Below are 19,035 nucleotides of genomic sequence, written 5' to 3'. Positions count from 1 at the left end.
TTTGAGATACCCTTTTTTAAAAATATTAGAATCGATAACCTACCCCTAAATAGGTAATCAGTGGGTCAATATCAACTTTTGTTGTGGCATGTATTAAGCGAGTTCCCGTATTTTCATTGACGACATCAATTTGTGCATTATTACTTAACTTTGCATAAGACACAGAAGCGACCGTATACCACGAATCATTAAAATCATAGGTAAAACCAGCAGTAAAAATTGGAGCTATCGCATCATCTGCATCAACATTAACGACCATTTTTCCACTCGATTCTTTTCGGTCTAAAGCTGCTCCAGCTTTGCCATCCAACACATTTTGAATCATATGGCCTGCAGACACTAAATCAGATCGAATCCCATCGTTGAGTTTAATATCATTAAAATGGGCGTACATTAAACCCGCTCCAATATAGGGTCTGAACTTATTTACCCCACTTTTACCAAACTGATATTGTGCTTCTATGGTTGGCGTCCATGCTCGAATAGATGCAGCTTTAGATTTATTTCCTAAGTTAGTAATCGGAATGGCTTGACCTAAGGCAATTCCATTTGGGAAAAGATACTTCACCAAATCATTAGGAGACATTGCGACTCCACTTAACGGCGCTAAGATTTCGCCTTTCCCTTTAATATCAACTTTAGGTGGAATTCCGCCAATAAATTGTAAAGACACATGATCATTTAGATAATAGTTGAAGGTTAATCCCAGCGTATCTGCATCATCGACCTCAAGGCCTGCATCATTTTGTTGCCAGTTTTCTATTCCTTGAACCGTCGCAATACCGGAAACTTCAGATTTAATATTTCCGTTCTCATCAAGCATAATCTCTCGCATGTACTCATCTTTTAAAGCTAGCTCTAGAAACTCCTTTTGATTAAAGACTTCTCCTCCTAAGTCTACTTCGGTGGCATTAGGATCAACCGAATTTAAAAAGCTTGTTGTTGAAATAGTACCGACTTTAGCAGCAGTTCCATTTTTAACAGCGGTATTGATATTAAATGGATTAGCTTTACCCTGTGGCATTACATGTAGCCAACCAGCAGAGACAGAAAATCTTTTAAATTCCTGCGCATAACTCATGCTTGTGATTACAGATAATGAACTTAATATTGCTATTTTTATTACTCTTTTTTTCATTTTTATTCCATCCTAGAAATATATTGCTGATTTTGCAATATAGATATGGAATATAGCCAAGTTGCCTTTTTTATCAATCATTATGATTTTTTAAACAAAATTAATTGAGATAAATCTATCAATTTATCTCACTAATTACATGAAATAGTTATCTAATTTTTCTGACGAACGGCAAAAATAAAACTAACAACAATTTAACGATTGGTAAAATATATAAATAAGATTAGGCTTATATGGGCTAGCTGTCGTTATTGAGTTATTTAAATTAGAATCTAGCTAGACATTTAATTTTCTTTATAGATATTTCAATAAAAAACCAACGAAGGGAGCGTATCTAAAGAAGTTACCTCGTATAGCTAATCAATAAATCTGGAAGAATTTTTAATGAATATTATTATTCGTGATGAGCAAGTTGAAGATATTGAAGCCATCGAAAACCTAACTAAAGTAGCTTTTCAAAATGCTGAGCACACCAGTCATACCGAGCATTTTATTATTAATAGTTTAAGAAACCACGGACAACTCACTATTTCTCTAGTGGCAGTTGAAGATAGCTCTATTATTGGGCATGTTGCTATTTCTCCAGTTCAAATCAGTTCAGGGGAAATGGGTTGGTATGGTTTGGGCCCTATTTCCGTTCATCCAGATAAACAAGGGCTGGGTATTGGTTCCCTTCTGATGAATAAATCACTAGAAAAATTAAAAAACTTAGGTGCAAAAGGATGTGTTTTATTAGGTGATCCCAACTATTACAGCCGCTTTGGTTTTAAAAACTATCCTGAGTTAATTTTGCCAGATGTGCCAAGTGAATATTTCCAAGCCTTAAGTTTTTCAAGGAATATTGCTAAAGGCTATGTAAGTTATCATGAGGCATTTAATGCAACGCAATAATAAAAAGTTATCGTCTTTCAAAAGAAAACTCCTAAAAATAGGAGTTTTCTTTTTTGTTTGCTTTAAACAATATTTATATAAATGATTTGGTTTTATTTAACACGTTCGATCTTAAAAACTTCAATATCGGTAGGCTTAACTCGATGTGTATCCACCTCTCCTACAACACGCACTTTATCTCCAGCTTTCAGTTGTAGAGGCTTCCACAAGTCATCATCTACATCAATTACAATTGAACCCGTAGCATCTTTAAACTCAAAATGATCACCAGCAATATGCTTTACGATTGTACCCGTCAAAGTTACTCCAGATTCATCAGCCAAAGTTTTTGCTTTAGAGACTGTGACTACATTTTTTGTCGCTTCTTTTATTAATGTAGCATCGGGTTTAGCCAATACCGCATTACTACCCAATAAAGCAAATCCAGTGAGTGCTACTAAGAATATTTTTTTCATTGCCATGACCTACTTTTAATGTTCTTAGTTATATAAACAAATTCTTTTAAAGTTATAGATTTAGCTTTTGTGGTTTTTTTGTATCTTATGAGAGAGTTTCTTTAATCATGTCAGGTAGAAACACCAAAGAATTTCTTTAAGTTCTCTTTTCCAACAGCCATTTTATAGCCTTTAGTTTTGTCATAAATTTACTTAAGAAAGTATGTTTCTTAAGTAAATTAAACTCAGCATTAAAATATCACTTAATTGTTAAGCAACAAGTTGGCCTAAATTCAATAAAATATTTATGGCTTCTGTCTCATCCTCTGTTTGCCCAACAATCATTCTGTCATATGAAATTCCACCAACCTCAATATAAATTTTTGGATGAGGAACTTGAGGTATATAAACTTTTAGTGGTTGATAAAGAGCAAGAAGATAGCCAAATGAATCATAAGGATAATGATCATTTTTTAATGTCTTCTTTATCACCATGTAAGTGTTCAAAATATCTAGAATAAAACCATATTCATTTTCAGAATGAAATTTAGCGTCCATACCCACCTCCTTGATTAATTAATATTTTTCTAATCAAATTTAAAGGTTAAATTTCTGATCTGATGGAATTTGAACCAATTTACTTTAAATATAGAGTTATATTTAAAATGATTCGTGTTGAATTTAAATATATTTAAAACCTAGCATACTAGTCAACATATTTTGAACAGCCCTATTAAAAATAAATATTGTGAGTTACAAATCACACTTTAAGATAAAAATAAAAAGATATAAAAAAACCCATCTTACGATGGGTTTCAAAATTCATCTGGATTATGAATCTTTGTCCATTGAATGAGGAGTAGTTGTTTTATCTTGCTGCTTTGTGTCGTTTTCACCTTGGCAAGCACTCACACTTAAAGAAATAATGGCAGCTAAACCCAAGGTAGCCATAATTTTTGTCATATTTCACCTCATGAATTGTTCAGATAGTGAGTTAATAAATACTTTTTATTAGTTTTACGATCAGCATAGGTTTCTAGGCTTTTTTGTAGATTTAACGCAAAAATGTAAAGCTCTTTAGTTTGACCTTTAAGTATCGACTTAAAATTTGGTCATTAAACATTAACTGAGTGTCTGAGTGTTTTAATGAGTAATTCATATAGGTGGTCTACAGCTTTTGACTCTAAAGATGCTCTACTCCGATAAACCGCAGCCTCCATCGGCTCTAATGGCCCAAGTCCATGATCTGCACCTAATATTTAAAAAGAAATAAATCATGCAAATAAAATAAAGCCCTCGACTAAAGGCTTTATTTTACGTAGAAAACTAATCTAATTTTTTCCAGTCCGTACCAATTTGAGCTAATGCTGGAAGTTCATCACTATTAAAAACATTAGAATTTTGATCAATAGCAAATCGATAGATCGGCATAGAATCAGCTTCAGTTTTCTTAAAGAAACTGAAGTTTTCAGTAGGGTGATAATTACCAGCGTCTGTAGATTTTGTTGCTGTTCCTGACGGTATATGAATATAACTTTCACACTCCACTTCCGTGTTATTTCCAGCAAGATCTTGATAGGAAAATTTCATGTTTTAATCCTTTCTAAATTTTTATGATTAATGAAAACTTAACATGCCATCTGGCTAAGTTAAGGAAATTTTTTTCAACTAATTGGTTAAATGTAGAGATTCGGTTAAAGATAGAATTACTTTATTCGTAATGTTTTCTTCTTTATTGCTTCAATTTCAGATATACTGAACTTAGTATGAGATGAGCCTTATATAGTTCATTGCTAGATCAATGAACGACTAAGCCCTTCGCTTTCGAGCAAGGGCTTTTTTAATGCCTATAATTTGAGAAAACTTATACTTATCTAAGCTGTTCGGTCGACCATTGGTTTGCCTTTATAGCGCAGGTCTGTTAGATTGGTGTTGTTCATCAACTCCTATTGTCGATGAATACTGAAGCCTGATTCGTAGCATCAGGCTTTTTTTATGCCTAAAATTTGTATAAATGATCCTATCAATGATGATAGACGATGTCGGCGTGAGCTAAACACAGTAAATAAAACTATAAATACCCCCTATTCTCTTATTTTTAGCCAAGTGCCCACTTCTTTTAGCACATCGACTAAACAATTTAATTTTTTACCATCTTCAGTTAAAGAATACTCAACTTTAACAGGAACTTCCGCAAAAACTTCTCTGTTAATAAACCTTTCTTCTTCAAGAAAACGTAATTCTAAAGTTAACATTCTTTGAGAAATATTAGGTATTGCCCGTCTTAACTCATTAAAGCGCATCGGTCTTTCGATGAGAAAAGAAATAATTAACATTCTCCAGCGACCACCTAATACGGTCATGGCCTCTTCTACAGAACAGCCAGAAATATTATCTTTCATTGTTTAATTAGGTATAAAAAATATACCTATATAACAAAATAGTGCCTAATTTACAATCTATACCTAGTGGTAAATAATAGTTTTTTATCACGAAAAGACTGGCCCATATTATGGAATATAAAGAAGTTGCTAAAAAAACGATTAATCATTTGTACTCAGCACATGCATCTATTCGCACCTCAGGCATTGATCCTCAAATAGTTGCTTTAGCTGAGTTGTATGTGTCACAAATCAACGGCTGTGCCTACTGCTGCGCTTTTCATGCTCAGGAATTAAGAGATATGGGACTCAGCCAAGAAGTCATTGATAAAATTCCGGGCTATAAACACTCGAATATGTTTTCAAAGAAGCAATTTCTTGCTCTTGAACTTGCAGAGGCAGTCACTTTTCTATCTGAAAAAATTGAAATTGTAAAAGCTCATTTAACCGAATATTTTAGTGAAAGAGAGATTGTAGAGTTAACGACCAGCATTTCACTCATGGGAGCATTAAACAGACTCAGAATCACCTTAGGTGATAAAAGTTAATCCATCCAACTGCTATATGAAAAAGCCTCGAATGGTCAGGCTTTTTCATGAATTTTTTTGACAACGTTTAATAAAAATTAAAAGCACTATTTTCACGATAAAAATAATTTCTTTTCAATTGCACGGCGATTAACCAGCCCCTGCAAACGCTTACCTCCTGCATTTACCCACACATCAAACTGGTTCGCGGCCTCTTTGTACTCACCTAAATTTAGCTTTTTCAGTAAGGTCGAGTTTTTAAAGGCACTTACCCCAATGTTATAAGTTAAAGAGACTAATGCATCGAATTGATTTTGCTTTAAAGGGACTTTTACAGAACTATTTACGGCACGCTCAAATATCTTTAAATAATGCTGCATATAGCTTTTAGCCTGTTCAAGCGTGCATCGCTCTCCTTCACTTACACGCTTACCATTAGGATATCGCGTCGTACCATATCCAATAGTCCATACGCCAGTACCATCATCATAGGCACTCAGTCTCAACCCTTCAAAATTACAGATTTGATTTACACCTTCCAAACTAAGAGACATCTCATCAACAGCGACGCCTATTAATTCATCACCATGATCAGTTGCTGTAGCAATATGATCGTTTGCTGCATTTTGCTGAGGCTTGGCAGTAAAAAATTTGCGAAGATAATCCAATATTTTTTGCATTTAATGCCCTGTTATTTACTTTTTCTCTGTAACCCAAAGCGTGATATACCCTTGAACTACTGGCTGCCCATCAGCTCTATAAGCATTAACTTTTACTTGCATATCTCCAACTTTCCACTCGTCATCAATAGTTGCTACTAATTTAATATCAGAATCTGCCTTAGCTACATAATTTACGCTCATGCCTTTGGGTAACCATCTTAAATGTTGAGGTACTGATGCTTCAGCTAACACACCCATGACAAATTCTAGCCCATTACATATGGCAATAACGTGTACCGTCCCGATATGATTTTCAATTGATTTATTTTTTTTGATTGAGGCTTCACATACATCTACATCTAATTTTTGGATAATTGGATTTACCGTCTGAAAATATGGAGCAACTCGACTAACAATTTTTGATAATAGGGTTAATCCGCCTGGTACATTTTTCAAAGTCTTAAACGCGAGCAGAACATCATTGACCGGTGGAACTGCTTTATTTTTGATTTTGTTGGTAAATGCAGAAATATAGTTACTCATAGTTTTACTTCAATTCGAGAATTAATCATTCAATAAATATATATGTACCCACCTCTACACTCATTGCTTAGTTTTCAATTTTTTGAGTCATTAATGATAATGATTAAATAACATCGAACGTACCGTACTGCTCAAATATAAAGCCTAATATGTTAAAATGCCCAATATTGAATTGGGCTTTAAATTATTCTTCAATTTCGATGGGATCGCCATCTTCAGGGCGAATGTGTCGCTCACCATCATCGGCCGGATCTACGCTCGAACCATCTTTGGTAATGCTGTTATACAACTCATCCTCTTTTTTATCATCGATAAATTCTTCATCGGCAAAATCAAGAGGCTCTTCATCATCGTCAAAATTTAAGGGTTTTTCTTCATCTATCATGAGATTCATCCTTTACTTAACTTGTGTCCTTTCATGCTTAAATAATTAACGGCTACATTCAACACCAAACAATCATCATTTGTGTAACTGACACTTTAAGATACATCTTAGATGCAGGTTGTTTTCAAGGTGCTTCAAATTAATACCAATTTTTAAATTTTATTTAGCTAGATATAAACTGACTTATTTTTCTAAGAATGGAATATTACATTTTCTTTTAAAGAAAATCTTTATAGCGATTAAACACATTATTTTGGACACTTTATAAAACTAGAGAGCAAATTTAATATACTTTAAAAATTTTAAATTCGCTCCCTCATGCTTAAGAAGAACTCATTTATTTCGGCTGAAATTTCATATTGAATCTTCTTGCTTGCTTTCTTACTTCTGGGTCCGAAGGCAAAGCAAATGGGCTTGCACGCCAGATCGCTTTTTCAATACTTGTTTTAAATTTCTGTTCTTCTTTATCTAAAAAGATGATTTGCTCAATTTCGCCAGTGTCAGTTAAAAATACTTTAACGCTTGCACTCATACCTGAAGAAGACTTGGGAATAACCCATATTTTATAAATCTTATTTTGATATTGCTTCTTATATTTTTCAGCCTCTGAAGCAATTTTATTATCGGTCACTTGAACAGGAGTGACTTGTTTATGGCCGGTCGCACACCCAACTAATAAAAATAAAGAAGCAATAATAGTGAAATTTTTCATTTTAAATACCTTTTTCAATAATTTAAATTTAACAGTTTAAAATTTAAAAAACCACCCGAAAGCCGTATTAATCATTAATTATCCCTAGTCAACAAAGGTGATAAGCAGCTCTTATCTACCTTTGTTTAAATTAATCATTTATTTTTCTTTAAAAAGGGACTTCGTAACGAAAATTCATATTTGAATTCTCTGGCATATTATAGACATCTTGATCGGTAAAAATTCCGTGTTTAGGTGTTTTAAAACTATTAAATGCTTTATTCACTGGAGTAGTCGGTGCGTTATTTAAATAATTTTCTTGAGAATTATATGTAGAAGAAGCACAACCAATCAGCCCAAAACCCAATAAAGATATAACTAAAAATGTCTTCATAAATTTCGCCCACTGTTATAAAAACCACACAATTTAACAAATTGAATTGTAGTTGTCACACCAGAACTATTTAGAAATACTTAATAATAAATTTTAAAGTAAATATTTTTAAAAGCAAAAATCTGCTAAGAGATAAATATTAAAATTGGATAATGTATAAACACTCTAAAATTGAAGATATTAGATCTCTTCTTATATAATTTTTTATGTGGAGTTCTCAATAGAACTTCGCGCAAATCCGCCCACACATCTTGTTATTGACCGAATGATCAAACACTCTAAAACTTAAACCTTTAAAAATTTAATTTTAATGTTACAATACAGTGATTTACTCAATTTCAATTGGACTTCAAAAGAAATGAATAGATTGTTATTAATTTTTTTATCTTTAAATTTTATTCTTTTTTCTCCCGCAGCATTTTCTGAAACAAATACATTCCAAGTGAAACAAGAATATCATCGCCCTAAATTTAATAAGCATAAAAGCATGCTTGAAGTGAACGCGAGTTCTCAAGACCATAAGTTTAATGGGCAATCAAAAGACTTTTCTAACTCTAATACTCCTCCTCATAATGTAGATTTTTTTGAAATTGCAAAACAATATCAAGAAAAGGAAGCTCAGCCATCCTACTCTACTGAAGAAACAGTCAATATGAGTGATCATGATCGTAGCCTTTACTACATTAGAAATCATGATAATGTGAATATTCAAAGAGAAATTCATGGTCAACAATTTAGATCGCTAAAACAACAGCGAGATAAAGGCGTCATTTCGAATGATGTATATAAAGAAAAAGTCTACAAAATCTTATACCAACCTTCTTTTAGATAAATTAGAAGCCCTCGTTAGAGGGCTTCTTCATAACCATGACTAAACTAAATATCTAGAGTTATGAGTAATTAATTGAGCATCGACATAAAATATTCTAATAACTTATCTCTTTCATCGATCTTGTTTGCACTTAAAAGCTGAACCATTGCCCCATCAATCACAAATAAAAACATGTAAGCGTCTTCAAGTGTAGCGGTAACTTTTACGGTTAAAATCAGCTTATAAATTTCTTTAATGAACCATTTCCGATAGTCACTAACGATTTTGTAGGCTGTGGGATAAACCTTTTCAATTTCAAAAATGGCTTTAAACTGTAAATGATAAAACCCCTCTAAATCAGCATGTAAAAAGAAGATTTTCTTTAATTTATCGAACACCATAAGTTCACGATACGAATGGATAATCGAAAACACCTCATCTTTTAACGCATCTTTTTGAAAAGTGAGACACATCTCGATGAATCGTGCTTTTGAATGAAAGTCGTTATAGAAAGTAGCTTTGGGAATTTTAGCTTCATCAATGATTCGGTCTACACCGACATTATTAAAGCCATATTGATTAAATAAATTTCTTGCCACGTGCAGCACTCGAAGTGCTCTAAATGATGCTTCTAAAGTTGGCATAGACATACCGTTTAAAATAATTTTTTGTTGTATATAAATGAGATAAAAATGCCGCCACTCTTAAATCGAGTGCTAAAAACAGGCACACTAAGGCAGCACAAAACCCTGCCTTATGTATCTCAGGCTTTATTGTTGATATGATTTTTAGTCGTAATGATCTAAAGGTTAAAACCTATAGTCGATTAAACCGTTTTAAATGCCAGTTGGATAATATGGATGTAAAGACTTCGGCAAGGACTGCCAATGAGAGAGATGAATTAGTACGCATAACGGCGGACTCCTTTTGATTTAGAAGAGTCTTACCAGTTACTGTCAAATAATGGTGGCAAGACTAGAAGGGTTGACAGACTGGTACAAAAGGAAACCAGCGCACGCAAGCGTGCCCCTCCTAGCCTCACCATAAAGGCGTGACTTAGGAGAACGCACAAAACGAAATAATACGTTGTTGTGCGCCTTTTGTACCAGCTCTGTCAAAAGCTGACTGGCAATGTGGCCAGCAGGCAAAGAATAATCGGAGAGGTTTTGGGTGTCAATGTTCAAAAAGAAAGAATCAAAACATTAGCTATAAAAAAGCTCTTTAAATAACAAGAGCTTTTTGAGTTATATTGCGTCTAAATCTAAATTTACTGATTAGCGATAGCGTTTGTTGCCATCCGAAGTAGTGCAATATTTGTCTTCACGCGGCCCCACACAATTTTTGGTTCCACTACAAGGGCACTCCGAAGAACTACTACTAGACGAACCACTACGAGAACCTCTATAGCTACTTCGTGCATATGATGATTTACTCTTTGAAAAGTAACTATGACTACTAAAAGATTTCCCTCCCCCACGGCTTCCTCGTGCCTCAGCCTGAGTTAAAAAGCTAATTTGTAATAAAACTAATATCGATAAAAAAATAATTTTCATTTTATCCCCGTAAAAATAGTAAATGGCGATTATAATTCAAACTACCATTTAATAATTCAATTTATTAAACAATATTATTCTTTATATAATGATTATAATTCGAACCAACGAACTATTAAAGTTTTTATTAGTCCATTAAATATACAAAGAAAAATCTGTAATATAATGCTAATAATAAAAAAAACTTTAAAATTTAAAAAATAATAATTAGTAACTATATATATTAAAAAGTACTTATTTTTGAATATATCTAACTAATAGGTGAAGAATCTTTTAAAAATATAACCTAATTTTTTTGATCAATTATGTATATACAGACCTGTCTACTTATACATGTAACCCACTTAAATATATTAGACTTTAGTCTAATGTTTTTGTACCAAAATAAAAATAAGATGTCGGCTGGGTAACGAGTGAATAAATAATTAACCCCAAATACCTTTAATAAATCAGGAACATAACAATGACTTCGCCTTTAATGAATAATTACCTAGACTTTGCTTCTGGAATTGCTCATCAACAATATTTACCAGCCGAAGAAGGTATCCTTAGGGCATATAACGATGGATGCACCCACTGGTATGTGGATGGAAGTTTACATGGGGAAATGGTTCCAGACTGGTCTGATGAACGAATCGAAAATCTAAACAGCTTAATCAAAAAATATAATGTACAACCAATTTTCCACGGTAACTTCAAAGCGCCATTAGGTAGCGATGTTGATTATTTACGAGAAGCAGCCGTTGTATATGTTAAAAAAGAAATTGATATTGCTGCAAAAATTGGAGCACCTTTAGTTATTCACGGTGGTGGTATTGTAGAACCGAAGAAAATTGTATTGGCTAAACAAAAAGCTCTCGATAACTATATTTTATCTGTTAAAGAATTAGCTGAATATGCTGCTGAAAAATCAGTTGATATTTATTTGGAGAATTTATCAAATTATAAAAACTATCGTCCTTTCCATTATGTGTTTACCCACATGGAAGAATACGATTATGTTTTTAATAAAATTGACCACAAAAATGTCTATTTCTTCTTAGATGCAGGACATGCAAATGTGGGTGAAGGTGACCCAGTTGCTGTGGTAGATAAATATCACGACAAAATTAAAGGTATTTCTTTTAGCAATAACAATGGTGAACAAGATCAACACTTTAGTATTGGTCGCGGCACTGTAAATTATTCTGACTTTATCGAAACAATTAACCGCCACAATTGGAAAGGTCTTGTTGCCTTTGAGGTGAGAGACAAAACTACTTTAGATTCAGTTAAAGAATTGGCAAGCGCATAAAACTAAAAGCCTTCTGAGAAACATTAGAAGGCTTTTTTAATTTAAATAATTCATTTTTAAAAGGATATAATAAGTGAGTGGTTTACTAGTTTTCATAACAATTGCCTTTCTTACGCTATCTAGTCCAGGACCAGGCGTTTTATTTACAGTCACAAACTCAATAAATTACGGAGTACGTACAGCCCTATTTGGAATTATTGGGTTAATTATTGGCATGTTTGTAATCGCAGTCATTTCAGCAAGTGGAGTTGGTTTAATCATTACCAGTAACCCCACTATTTTCACTGTCTTAAAATTTATTGGTGCATTTTATTTAATGTATCTCGGCTATAGAAACTTTATCAAAACATCACCTTCTCAAGATTTATTAGATACTGAAACAAGTGAAAAAGCGGTAAGTAAATCTAAATTATTCTATCAAGGGTTATTCGCATCACTTCTCAACCCAAAAACGATTGTTTTCTTTATTGCCTTATTTCCACAATTTATTGATATAAAAGAAAAAATAATAAATCAATTTTTAATACTTTCTTTAACTTTTTGTCTCATTGGTTTCTTAATTCACTTGGTATACGCTAATTTTTCTTCAATTTTTAAAGAAAAAATGCTGTCTGGAAATAACTTTGCCAGATTAAATAAAATCAGTGGTTGTGTCTTTTTTATTCTCGCTGTTTTGCTGATTGCTCAATAAATGAAAAAACAGTTGTAAACGCTTTTAGCTAAAAGCGTTTCTCAGTTAAAGAGTTTCAATACACATTCGACTATTGTGCTGCAAACTTAAAATTGAAGAGATTGCTGATTTAATCTGGATTGAATCAGCAATTTATATACCCCGTTTTAAAAAACCTATTGTTTTAACTTAATTTTATTTAATGTCATACATAAAGCTTTTTTATCGGCCTCTTTAAGTTGAGGGTGCTGTACAGACCACATGTAGCTACAGCTATAAGGAGCTTTGTTATTATTTTTCTTGAGTTCATAGGCTATATTTTTTAAAAGCTCAGTATTTAGCGTACTAATTTTTAAACGTACTTCTGCTAAATCTTGCGGTTTCCAATTGGTTTCTGGACTCGACAACCAGTCTGCGCGATATCGGTATTGAATTGCCTTCGCAACATTCATTTGAGTCACAATAAATGGCTTCACAGTTTCACTATTTAGGCCAAAAGATTCCGCCTCTGAAACTGATTGATCGAGAACTTTCTTTTCTTGAGTTAAATCTTCAATCGGCAAATGCTGTTCTGCTTTATAACCCGCAACATCTTTCATATAAGATAAACGCTCATTAATTAAACGAGCAGTTTGATCATATTGATATGCTTGCGCTAATGAAGAAACACACATGAAAGCTGCCAATATACAAGCTACTTTAATAGCTGGCTGAGCACTCTTAATTTTTGTCATGTAAATACCTATCGAAATTATTGTTCTGTCGTCATTTCAGATCAGTACTGTATTTTAAGAACATGCAAAAGTAAAATTTCAAGATAGGCTGAGTTCTTGGCTCCATGCCGAATCAGGCTGCTGATAGATGTGTTGGCACACTTGCTTAACAGATGAAATAAAGTGTTGGTTCTGCCCATCCCATTTTTCAACCATGCAATAGGTTATGTGAATGCCTTTAGGATGAAACTCTCTTGCTAATGACTGAGCTAAAGCACGAATACCCGCAAACATGCTTTGGCTTAACACATCGTAATGGGTCGAGTTGTTAAATAGTGCGCCAAGAAAAATAACTGTGCCCTGCTGCTGCTTTAACATCGGTTTAATTACAGCTTGCGCTACACTCACTGCACTTAACCCTGTGGTCTGCCAATTGTGTTCAATCTCTTCTAAAGATAGAGCCTCAATATTGGGTGAAAATGAAAAATTCGGCTGAAACACACAGAGTTCAATTGTGTGTCTTTGACTGGAAATATAACGCACCAAGTTTTTTAAATGATCGGCATTCACTAAGTTTAAATGAATTGCTGTCACGCCATCGTTGATGGAGTGAACTTGGATTTTTTTTGCAGCCGAATCATGTACAACTTGATAAAGATGTAATGGAAATTGTGCGTTTTTATCCAGAATTACAAAATCGCGCTCGATCAGGTGTAGGTCATGACCCGCAACGACAACACAACCCTGCTTTTTTTGAAATCTCTGACATATTTTTTTTAGCATTTTAGTCTCTCTCAAAATTTTTCTTGGTAAGGGCGTAAATCGAGTTCATGCGTCCAAAGCTTCGGCGTTTGTTGGTAAAGCATCCAATAGTTTTCTGCAATTGCATCAATATTGAGGCCACCCGTGCCACGTGTAAGACGGGCTAACCGCCCTAGACCAAATAATGCTTTATTTACTCTATCGCCATCGACCATTCCATCAATAATCACATGAGCAATATGTATGCCTTGTACTTTATAGATTTGAGCTAGATTGAGTGCATAAGCCCGCAAAGCAGATTTACCCATGGTAAAAGCTGCGAAAAAAGGTTTCCCGCGTAAAGAAGCGCTCGCACCTGTAAAAATAAGCGTACCGTGGTTTTGATCTTTAAAAATTTTTAGGCAGCTTTGAGAAACTAAATAAGCCGATAAAAAAGTGGATTGCCACATTTGCGTAAAAAACGACAGTGGACTTCGTAAAAAGATTGAGGGAATATTGCCCCCCACATTATGAACAACAGCAGTAATGCGCTCATTTTGACTGGTGATTGTGTCAAACAAAGCTTGTACTTGCTTTATATCTTCTGCATCTAGGCGAAATGCGACAGCGTCTCCACCTTTCGAATGAATTTCGGCAGCCACTGCTTCAATTTTCTGGAAAGTGCGCCCAGCGACATAAACTTTTAAACCTTCTTTTGCAAAACGATGGCACACGGCTGCGCCAATACCTTGTAATGCACCAACGCCAATAACAACTGCACAATCTAATTTTTTATCTGGTGTTGCTAATGTCATGGTCATTTCACCCTGTTTGTTTTTTATACCATAAAGCAATAAACGGACGATCCAAAATTTCTTTACCAAATTTTTTGCTTGTGCGAACCACTTCACCAAGTTGAGCGACCACAGCAATGTCGGCAATTGTCTGAGAGTCTCCAACTAACCATTCACTTTGCGATAAAACTTGTTCGATACGGTCAAGGTGTCTTCTAAACTCCGCTTCAACATTTTCAGCTTTCATTCGGCCTAAACCTTGAAAGAAGAGCTGTGTTTTTAACTCGGCTAAAATAAATCCTTTTACCATTGGTCTTTCATACGCTGGGCGGCCAATACTGCTAATGCGAATTGCTTCTTCTAACGCATCTGGGTCATTGACGCGTAAATAGACTTCATAAAAATAGAGAGATTCATCTGCCCAGTCTTCCCACAACTCTGCAAGTGCCTTTTGATTTGGATCTTCTGGATAAAGCCGTGGTGTATCTGGATAAGTTTCTTCTAGGTAGCGAGCAATTCGGGTACTGTCTTGTATTCGCTGTCCATTATGGTCAATTACAGGTACTTTACCCACTTTACTGAGTAAAGGGACCTTAGCTCCCAGAATGCCATTATAGTTAACTGTTTCAAATGAAATTCCTTTAAATTTCAAGATTCTTGAAACTTTCTGACAAAATGGGGAAATTTCCCATTGATGCAAAATAATATCCGACATTTGTTCACCTTTATTTTAATTGCCTGTTTAGCTCACTAGTTCTTTTTTAGAACTAATCAATAAATATACAGTATGTATTTTTAAGTCAAACTATTTTTGATGACGAATAAGTTTCAAAATGCCAAAATTATTTGATTTATATCGTTTTATGTTCAGCTATTTTTAATGAATACAATTAAAATTACGCGGAACCATGCCATTAAAATAGAACCGCGTATATTTGATAAATTAATAAGTCACTGTAACAACAACACTATCAGAATAGTTTGTTGGCTTACTTGCAATCGTAGTACCTTGCGGAATTTTTCCATAAACTGGGGTGGTTTGCGCAGTACCTGTTCCTGTACCAGACACTCCACCTGCTCCACCAACACTATTCACTCCTCCTGTAGCATCCCACACTGAACTATAGGCAGCATCTTTGTATAACTGATAGGGTATAAATTCATTATTGCCATGACTCATACGCCTGAATCCACCGCTTATACGGTTGTCTCCATCACTTAAGTAAATGCTATATGGCGTTCCAGAATTACAAGTGGTATTCACCGCACCTTGTGCAGTGTAATCACGACTAGCCGTACTAATATCATTAATATTGCCGAAATCAACAGTTGAAGTTGAGTTTAATTGGCAAAGTGTCGGCACTACAAAGTTCGCTGTTAACGTTACATTTCCAGAGCTCCAGCTAATGACATCCCCTAAACATAACGCCGCTAGAATATCCATATCCCAAAATAGTTGAACCGAAGCTGTATATGTGCCTTGAGGATATGCAATGAGCGATCCTGTTCGTGCCGGTACTTTCACATTGACCGAGTAACTAAGAATATTATTTGAAGCAACAGTTACCACTGGACCATACCAAACATTAGAGGTTTGGTTAGTGGTAGAGGAACCCGCTCCACCTACAGTTGCAGTGACTGTATATGGTAGCGATACGCTATTATTCGCAGTGGTTGCTCCTGTAAATACGGTCTTCATACACATAAATGGAGAAATCTGAATTATTCCTCCATTCGTGCAAGTAATTGTTCCCGAAAAGTTTACAGTTGCGTCACTATTAATATTTGCTGCCGTGTAGGTAAACGTATTATTGGTCGTTCCAGCTACCGTACAAGCAGCATGTGCTGGACTAAAAAATGCATAAACGAGATAAAATAAGCAAATACCTATAAAGTATTTTAAAGATAAGGAAAATTTCTTATAGCTCTCTATTTGAGCCTTATTCATAATATTTAATGACATATATAAGGTCCCAATTTTTTAGTTGAGTACTGATTACTGTTATAAGTGAAGTCAACTTGACATGAACCCTGATCCAGAAGATCTACTTCAAGTTTGTTTTGCTTTAATAGGTTTGGAATAAATACTTCACCGTCGTAGCCAACCACACCATCTTGTTGCCCATTAATTCGAACGCTATACCCAGGCAACAATGGTGAGTTGTTTTTATCAACGACTCTCACTAAGCCTGAAACAACCTGATGAGCACCAAAATCAACGAGTGTTCCTTGGCGATAACCTACAACTGTTTTTTGGTCTGTAGATTTAACATTCCAATTTAAAGGAAGGTACGACGGATCTAAATAAATATGGTTCTCTCTATATGGCATGAGGCTTGGAATAAGAAACCTTCCAGACTTGTCCGTTGTTCCTAGATTTATCCCACCATTTAGAATTTGACTTTGTGGTCCAGCATTGGTCACAACCGCGTAGCCATCTCCAATTTCATTGGCCGCAAAGATTCGTCCTGCTGCTGCAATTAACGATCCTGTCGCTGAAACTGTAACTCGGTCGTTATCTCCAATTCGGTTATACCGACCTGTTAGGTAAGCTGCCCGAGTTCGGTAAGACCCATAGATCGATGCATTGTTTTGATTCGCATCCTGATCATGCTCAACATAGCCTCCCCATCCAAATGAACCGATTTTTGGTGCTGACAAGCCAAATATTTCTTGACGGTAAATCAGCCTGCCACTATCACTAGATACGCTCGTAATCGCATTGACTCGAGTAGACGGCGTATAGCTCAGCGCAAAGTAAATGCCATAGTCTTTATGGTTTTCATAATCTTTATATGCTGAGGTATAAAAGCCCCAGTTCTTATTCAGGCTTCCGCTTAAGTTAGCAGATACTAATTTATTAGCGTTGTCGCTATATTTAATCTGGTTATACCCTAGATAAGCGCTATACCCTTCGTAAAAGTTATAGCTCATCCCAGCCCTAAATATCTCATCTGCCAATGCACTGTAGCTCAGATAGTTCTGTGGCTCAGAAGTCATCTGGTTCTCTTTTAAATATCGAATTTGTGACACACGAGCAAGGTCAAAGTAGTTATCAAATACTTTACGATAACTGGTATTAAACGAAATATTCTTACTAATCCGCCCTTCTAGGCCGACCAAGGCAGAATAACCGTTTTCATCTTTATACTGACTCGCTGCAATGTCGGCATTAATCACCCCAAAACCAAACAGGTTCTTGGCAAAACCAGTGCCCAGATTTGAAAGGCCATCTGTTGAAGCTTCTGCACCACCGCTTAAGGTCAGTGAGTTGCTATAGCCGTATCGAATCGCACCCGAAGCAAAAGTGGCATCATCATAATCGTTTGAAAATAGCCCATAGTTGTAGCGTGGAACCCCGACATCTACTGAAAATTCATTAATGCCTTTTGCCAAAATCTTAGATGAAAAATAGTAAGGTTTTTTGGTAATACTCTGCTGACCCGTGGCATCGGTGGTCACAAGGGTGACTTCATTTCCAGAAATAAACGGGAGCTGTTTAATATCAAACGGGCCTGATGGCACAAGTCCTGAATAAATCTTTTGCTGGTTAACGTATAAATCTAAAGTTGAAGGGAGTGCTGCTGAGCCAGAAAATTGCGGCAGTGCCGAGGTGACAATATCACCTCGTTGGGTATAAGCACTTGACCACTGGAAACCTGCCAGACGTACACTATTCCCCCAATCCGAACTATTGGAAATAAAGTCCCCTAAGGTATATATCCTGATTTTTTCAGGGTCTACATACTGCCATTTACTTTCCAGACGCACCCATTTTTCATGGCTATAATTAGTTTCATTACTACCGTTATATAAGACACCTGAAGAAAAGTTCCCAATTGCGCTGTTAAAAATCCCTTCTGCTGAACCTGAAAGAACATTCTCGTCATTGGTCATGGTGTGATACAGGCTGTAGTTCAAAATGGCTGCGTTTAAAGGTTTCCTTTTAAAAAAATGAGGACTCGTAAGTTTTTGACCATTTAAGTCAACTGAATAATCCGTCAACATGTTCGAAGGAACTTGTAAATTTAAAGCCTGTTGATTCTCTAAATATTTAAACTGGATTCCTTTTAGCTCGTTAATACACACCCATTGGTTATCAGGAGTGTGCTCATCCATTTTCATCCTTAAACTTTTTAAGTCGCTAGAGCGAATATATAGCTTTCCATCCTTAGATTGTTTTACGGCAAACAAGTCTTCTGAAGTATTAGAATTAATAGAAATATTTAAAAATAGTTGAATAAAATTAAGTTCTTGCTCCTGCCCACTCATCTTTTCCTTTGAATATTTATTATTGCCATCTATAGATTCAGGAACACTTGGAATTAAAGTATTTGTATGATCTACGAGTTGCTCAGCAAATGAATGCACTGGAAAATACGCAACACATAAGACACCTATAATGTATTTCAT

Annotated in this window: 23 protein-coding genes and 1 pseudogene; 5 read left to right on the top strand and 19 right to left on the bottom strand. The window is 35.0% G+C overall.

Features of this window, described 5'->3' with window-relative positions; translation table 11 throughout:
- Nucleotides 1-25: 25 nt before the first annotated feature.
- Entirely contained in the window at nt 26-1,138 is a 1,113-nt protein-coding gene (locus WA249_RS16590; protein ID WP_336170346.1) for an OmpW/AlkL family protein, read from the bottom strand.
- A gap of 384 nt (nt 1,139-1,522) precedes the next feature.
- On the opposite strand from WA249_RS16590, the gene WA249_RS16585 reads away from it, so the two are divergent.
- Nucleotides 1,523-2,029, top strand: coding sequence for a GNAT family N-acetyltransferase (locus WA249_RS16585; protein ID WP_336170344.1), 507 nt, complete (start codon nt 1,523-1,525; stop codon nt 2,027-2,029).
- A gap of 92 nt (nt 2,030-2,121) precedes the next feature.
- On the opposite strand, the gene WA249_RS16580 is transcribed toward WA249_RS16585, so the two are convergent.
- The 6 genes and pseudogenes from WA249_RS16580 to WA249_RS16555 form a co-directional block, all read right to left on the bottom strand.
- A complete protein-coding gene (locus WA249_RS16580) occupies nt 2,122-2,484 on the bottom strand; it encodes a NirD/YgiW/YdeI family stress tolerance protein (protein ID WP_336170342.1) in 363 nt (120 codons plus the stop codon).
- Between the two features lie 249 nt (nt 2,485-2,733).
- A complete protein-coding gene (locus WA249_RS16575) occupies nt 2,734-3,021 on the bottom strand; it encodes a hypothetical protein (RefSeq protein ID WP_336170340.1) in 288 nt (95 codons plus the stop codon).
- 273 nt (nt 3,022-3,294) lie between these two features.
- A complete protein-coding gene (locus WA249_RS16570) occupies nt 3,295-3,426 on the bottom strand; it encodes a hypothetical protein (protein WP_004643213.1) in 132 nt (43 codons plus the stop codon).
- Nucleotides 3,427-3,578: 152 nt separating this feature from the next.
- Nucleotides 3,579-3,722: pseudogene (locus WA249_RS16565) on the bottom strand (LysR family transcriptional regulator); the annotation flags it as partial.
- A 67-nt stretch (nt 3,723-3,789) separates the two neighbouring features.
- Complete coding sequence (locus tag WA249_RS16560; RefSeq protein WP_336170338.1) at nt 3,790-4,053, bottom strand: hypothetical protein; 264 nt, start codon at nt 4,051-4,053, stop codon at nt 3,790-3,792.
- A 494-nt stretch (nt 4,054-4,547) separates the two neighbouring features.
- The gene (locus WA249_RS16555) at nt 4,548-4,865 is read right to left on the bottom strand and encodes a winged helix-turn-helix transcriptional regulator (protein WP_336170336.1); all 318 of its coding nucleotides are present in this window, start codon (nt 4,863-4,865) and stop codon (nt 4,548-4,550) included.
- Nucleotides 4,866-4,975: 110 nt separating this feature from the next.
- On the opposite strand from WA249_RS16555, the gene WA249_RS16550 reads away from it, so the two are divergent.
- Nucleotides 4,976-5,392 carry a carboxymuconolactone decarboxylase family protein gene (locus tag WA249_RS16550; protein WP_336170334.1) on the top strand — a complete coding sequence of 139 codons (417 nt, stop codon included), beginning with the start codon at nt 4,976-4,978 and terminating at the stop codon, nt 5,390-5,392.
- A gap of 92 nt (nt 5,393-5,484) precedes the next feature.
- Here WA249_RS16550 and WA249_RS16545 read toward each other — a convergent pair whose 3' ends face one another.
- From WA249_RS16545 to WA249_RS16525, 5 genes are all read right to left on the bottom strand, one after another.
- Nucleotides 5,485-6,051: a lysozyme gene (locus tag WA249_RS16545; RefSeq protein ID WP_336170332.1), complete on the bottom strand. Its 567-nt coding sequence runs from the start codon at nt 6,049-6,051 to the stop codon at nt 5,485-5,487.
- 15 nt (nt 6,052-6,066) lie between these two features.
- Nucleotides 6,067-6,576 (bottom strand): hotdog fold domain-containing protein, encoded by a 510-nt coding sequence (locus WA249_RS16540; protein WP_336170331.1) that lies wholly within the window; start codon nt 6,574-6,576, stop codon nt 6,067-6,069.
- Nucleotides 6,577-6,760: 184 nt separating this feature from the next.
- Nucleotides 6,761-6,961, bottom strand: coding sequence for a hypothetical protein (locus WA249_RS16535; protein ID WP_004791647.1), 201 nt, complete (start codon nt 6,959-6,961; stop codon nt 6,761-6,763).
- Between the two features lie 337 nt (nt 6,962-7,298).
- Complete coding sequence (locus WA249_RS16530) at nt 7,299-7,673, bottom strand: cell envelope integrity protein TolA (protein WP_336170328.1); 375 nt, start codon at nt 7,671-7,673, stop codon at nt 7,299-7,301.
- A gap of 148 nt (nt 7,674-7,821) precedes the next feature.
- The gene (locus tag WA249_RS16525) at nt 7,822-8,046 is read right to left on the bottom strand and encodes a hypothetical protein (protein WP_336170326.1); all 225 of its coding nucleotides are present in this window, start codon (nt 8,044-8,046) and stop codon (nt 7,822-7,824) included.
- Nucleotides 8,047-8,356: 310 nt separating this feature from the next.
- Here WA249_RS16525 and WA249_RS16520 point away from each other — a divergent pair, with 310 nt between their 5' ends.
- Complete coding sequence (locus tag WA249_RS16520) at nt 8,357-8,878, top strand: hypothetical protein (protein ID WP_336170324.1); 522 nt, start codon at nt 8,357-8,359, stop codon at nt 8,876-8,878.
- 68 nt (nt 8,879-8,946) lie between these two features.
- Here WA249_RS16520 and WA249_RS16515 read toward each other — a convergent pair whose 3' ends face one another.
- A complete protein-coding gene (locus WA249_RS16515) occupies nt 8,947-9,501 on the bottom strand; it encodes a TetR/AcrR family transcriptional regulator (protein ID WP_336170322.1) in 555 nt (184 codons plus the stop codon).
- A gap of 1,372 nt (nt 9,502-10,873) precedes the next feature.
- Between WA249_RS16515 and WA249_RS16510 the strand changes: the two genes are divergently transcribed.
- On the top strand, nt 10,874-11,704 hold the full coding sequence (locus WA249_RS16510; RefSeq protein ID WP_336170318.1) for a sugar phosphate isomerase/epimerase family protein: 831 nt from the start codon (nt 10,874-10,876) through the stop codon (nt 11,702-11,704).
- A 73-nt stretch (nt 11,705-11,777) separates the two neighbouring features.
- Complete coding sequence (locus tag WA249_RS16505; protein WP_336170316.1) at nt 11,778-12,395, top strand: LysE family translocator; 618 nt, start codon at nt 11,778-11,780, stop codon at nt 12,393-12,395.
- A gap of 155 nt (nt 12,396-12,550) precedes the next feature.
- On the opposite strand, the gene WA249_RS16500 is transcribed toward WA249_RS16505, so the two are convergent.
- The 6 genes from WA249_RS16500 to WA249_RS16475 all read right to left on the bottom strand — a co-directional run bounded on the left by WA249_RS16500 (nt 12,551) and on the right by WA249_RS16475 (nt 19,035).
- The gene (locus tag WA249_RS16500; protein ID WP_336170314.1) at nt 12,551-13,108 is read right to left on the bottom strand and encodes a chorismate mutase; all 558 of its coding nucleotides are present in this window, start codon (nt 13,106-13,108) and stop codon (nt 12,551-12,553) included.
- 78 nt (nt 13,109-13,186) lie between these two features.
- Entirely contained in the window at nt 13,187-13,870 is a 684-nt protein-coding gene (locus WA249_RS16495) for an SDR family NAD(P)-dependent oxidoreductase (protein ID WP_336170312.1), read from the bottom strand.
- Nucleotides 13,871-13,881: 11 nt separating this feature from the next.
- Nucleotides 13,882-14,643, bottom strand: coding sequence for an SDR family NAD(P)-dependent oxidoreductase (locus WA249_RS16490; RefSeq protein WP_336170310.1), 762 nt, complete (start codon nt 14,641-14,643; stop codon nt 13,882-13,884).
- Between the two features lie 7 nt (nt 14,644-14,650).
- Nucleotides 14,651-15,337 carry a glutathione S-transferase family protein gene (locus WA249_RS16485; protein ID WP_336170308.1) on the bottom strand — a complete coding sequence of 229 codons (687 nt, stop codon included), beginning with the start codon at nt 15,335-15,337 and terminating at the stop codon, nt 14,651-14,653.
- A 228-nt stretch (nt 15,338-15,565) separates the two neighbouring features.
- The gene (locus WA249_RS16480) at nt 15,566-16,585 is read right to left on the bottom strand and encodes a Csu type fimbrial protein (protein ID WP_336170306.1); all 1,020 of its coding nucleotides are present in this window, start codon (nt 16,583-16,585) and stop codon (nt 15,566-15,568) included.
- Nucleotides 16,576-19,035 carry a fimbria/pilus outer membrane usher protein gene (locus WA249_RS16475; RefSeq protein WP_336170304.1) on the bottom strand — a complete coding sequence of 820 codons (2,460 nt, stop codon included), beginning with the start codon at nt 19,033-19,035 and terminating at the stop codon, nt 16,576-16,578. Before WA249_RS16475 ends, WA249_RS16480 begins: the two co-directional genes overlap by 10 nt.

Source organism: Acinetobacter sp. 161(2023) (genome assembly GCF_037027805.1).
Classification (GTDB): domain Bacteria; phylum Pseudomonadota; class Gammaproteobacteria; order Pseudomonadales; family Moraxellaceae; genus Acinetobacter.
Note: the sequence above shows the minus strand (reverse complement) of the source record. Positions and strands in the feature narration are given on the sequence as shown.

Coding starts and splice junctions, on each gene's coding strand:
- WA249_RS16495 (WP_336170312.1), bottom strand. CDS start 13,870: ATGCTAAAAAAAATATGTCAGAGATTTCAAAAAAAGCAGGGTTGTGTT.
- WA249_RS16500 (WP_336170314.1), bottom strand. CDS start 13,108: ATGACAAAAATTAAGAGTGCTCAGCCAGCTATTAAAGTAGCTTGTATA.
- WA249_RS16570 (WP_004643213.1), bottom strand. CDS start 3,426: ATGACAAAAATTATGGCTACCTTGGGTTTAGCTGCCATTATTTCTTTA.
- WA249_RS16550 (WP_336170334.1), top strand. CDS start 4,976: ATGGAATATAAAGAAGTTGCTAAAAAAACGATTAATCATTTGTACTCA.
- WA249_RS16515 (WP_336170322.1), bottom strand. CDS start 9,501: ATGCCAACTTTAGAAGCATCATTTAGAGCACTTCGAGTGCTGCACGTG.
- WA249_RS16480 (WP_336170306.1), bottom strand. CDS start 16,585: ATGTCATTAAATATTATGAATAAGGCTCAAATAGAGAGCTATAAGAAA.
- WA249_RS16590 (WP_336170346.1), bottom strand. CDS start 1,138: ATGAAAAAAAGAGTAATAAAAATAGCAATATTAAGTTCATTATCTGTA.
- WA249_RS16585 (WP_336170344.1), top strand. CDS start 1,523: ATGAATATTATTATTCGTGATGAGCAAGTTGAAGATATTGAAGCCATC.
- WA249_RS16510 (WP_336170318.1), top strand. CDS start 10,874: ATGACTTCGCCTTTAATGAATAATTACCTAGACTTTGCTTCTGGAATT.
- WA249_RS16530 (WP_336170328.1), bottom strand. CDS start 7,673: ATGAAAAATTTCACTATTATTGCTTCTTTATTTTTATTAGTTGGGTGT.
- WA249_RS16540 (WP_336170331.1), bottom strand. CDS start 6,576: ATGAGTAACTATATTTCTGCATTTACCAACAAAATCAAAAATAAAGCA.
- WA249_RS16535 (WP_004791647.1), bottom strand. CDS start 6,961: ATGATAGATGAAGAAAAACCCTTAAATTTTGACGATGATGAAGAGCCT.
- WA249_RS16490 (WP_336170310.1), bottom strand. CDS start 14,643: ATGACATTAGCAACACCAGATAAAAAATTAGATTGTGCAGTTGTTATT.
- WA249_RS16575 (WP_336170340.1), bottom strand. CDS start 3,021: ATGGACGCTAAATTTCATTCTGAAAATGAATATGGTTTTATTCTAGAT.
- WA249_RS16560 (WP_336170338.1), bottom strand. CDS start 4,053: ATGAAATTTTCCTATCAAGATCTTGCTGGAAATAACACGGAAGTGGAG.
- WA249_RS16545 (WP_336170332.1), bottom strand. CDS start 6,051: ATGCAAAAAATATTGGATTATCTTCGCAAATTTTTTACTGCCAAGCCT.
- WA249_RS16525 (WP_336170326.1), bottom strand. CDS start 8,046: ATGAAGACATTTTTAGTTATATCTTTATTGGGTTTTGGGCTGATTGGT.
- WA249_RS16485 (WP_336170308.1), bottom strand. CDS start 15,337: ATGTCGGATATTATTTTGCATCAATGGGAAATTTCCCCATTTTGTCAG.
- WA249_RS16580 (WP_336170342.1), bottom strand. CDS start 2,484: ATGAAAAAAATATTCTTAGTAGCACTCACTGGATTTGCTTTATTGGGT.
- WA249_RS16555 (WP_336170336.1), bottom strand. CDS start 4,865: ATGAAAGATAATATTTCTGGCTGTTCTGTAGAAGAGGCCATGACCGTA.
- WA249_RS16520 (WP_336170324.1), top strand. CDS start 8,357: ATGTTACAATACAGTGATTTACTCAATTTCAATTGGACTTCAAAAGAA.
- WA249_RS16475 (WP_336170304.1), bottom strand. CDS start 19,035: ATGAAATACATTATAGGTGTCTTATGTGTTGCGTATTTTCCAGTGCAT.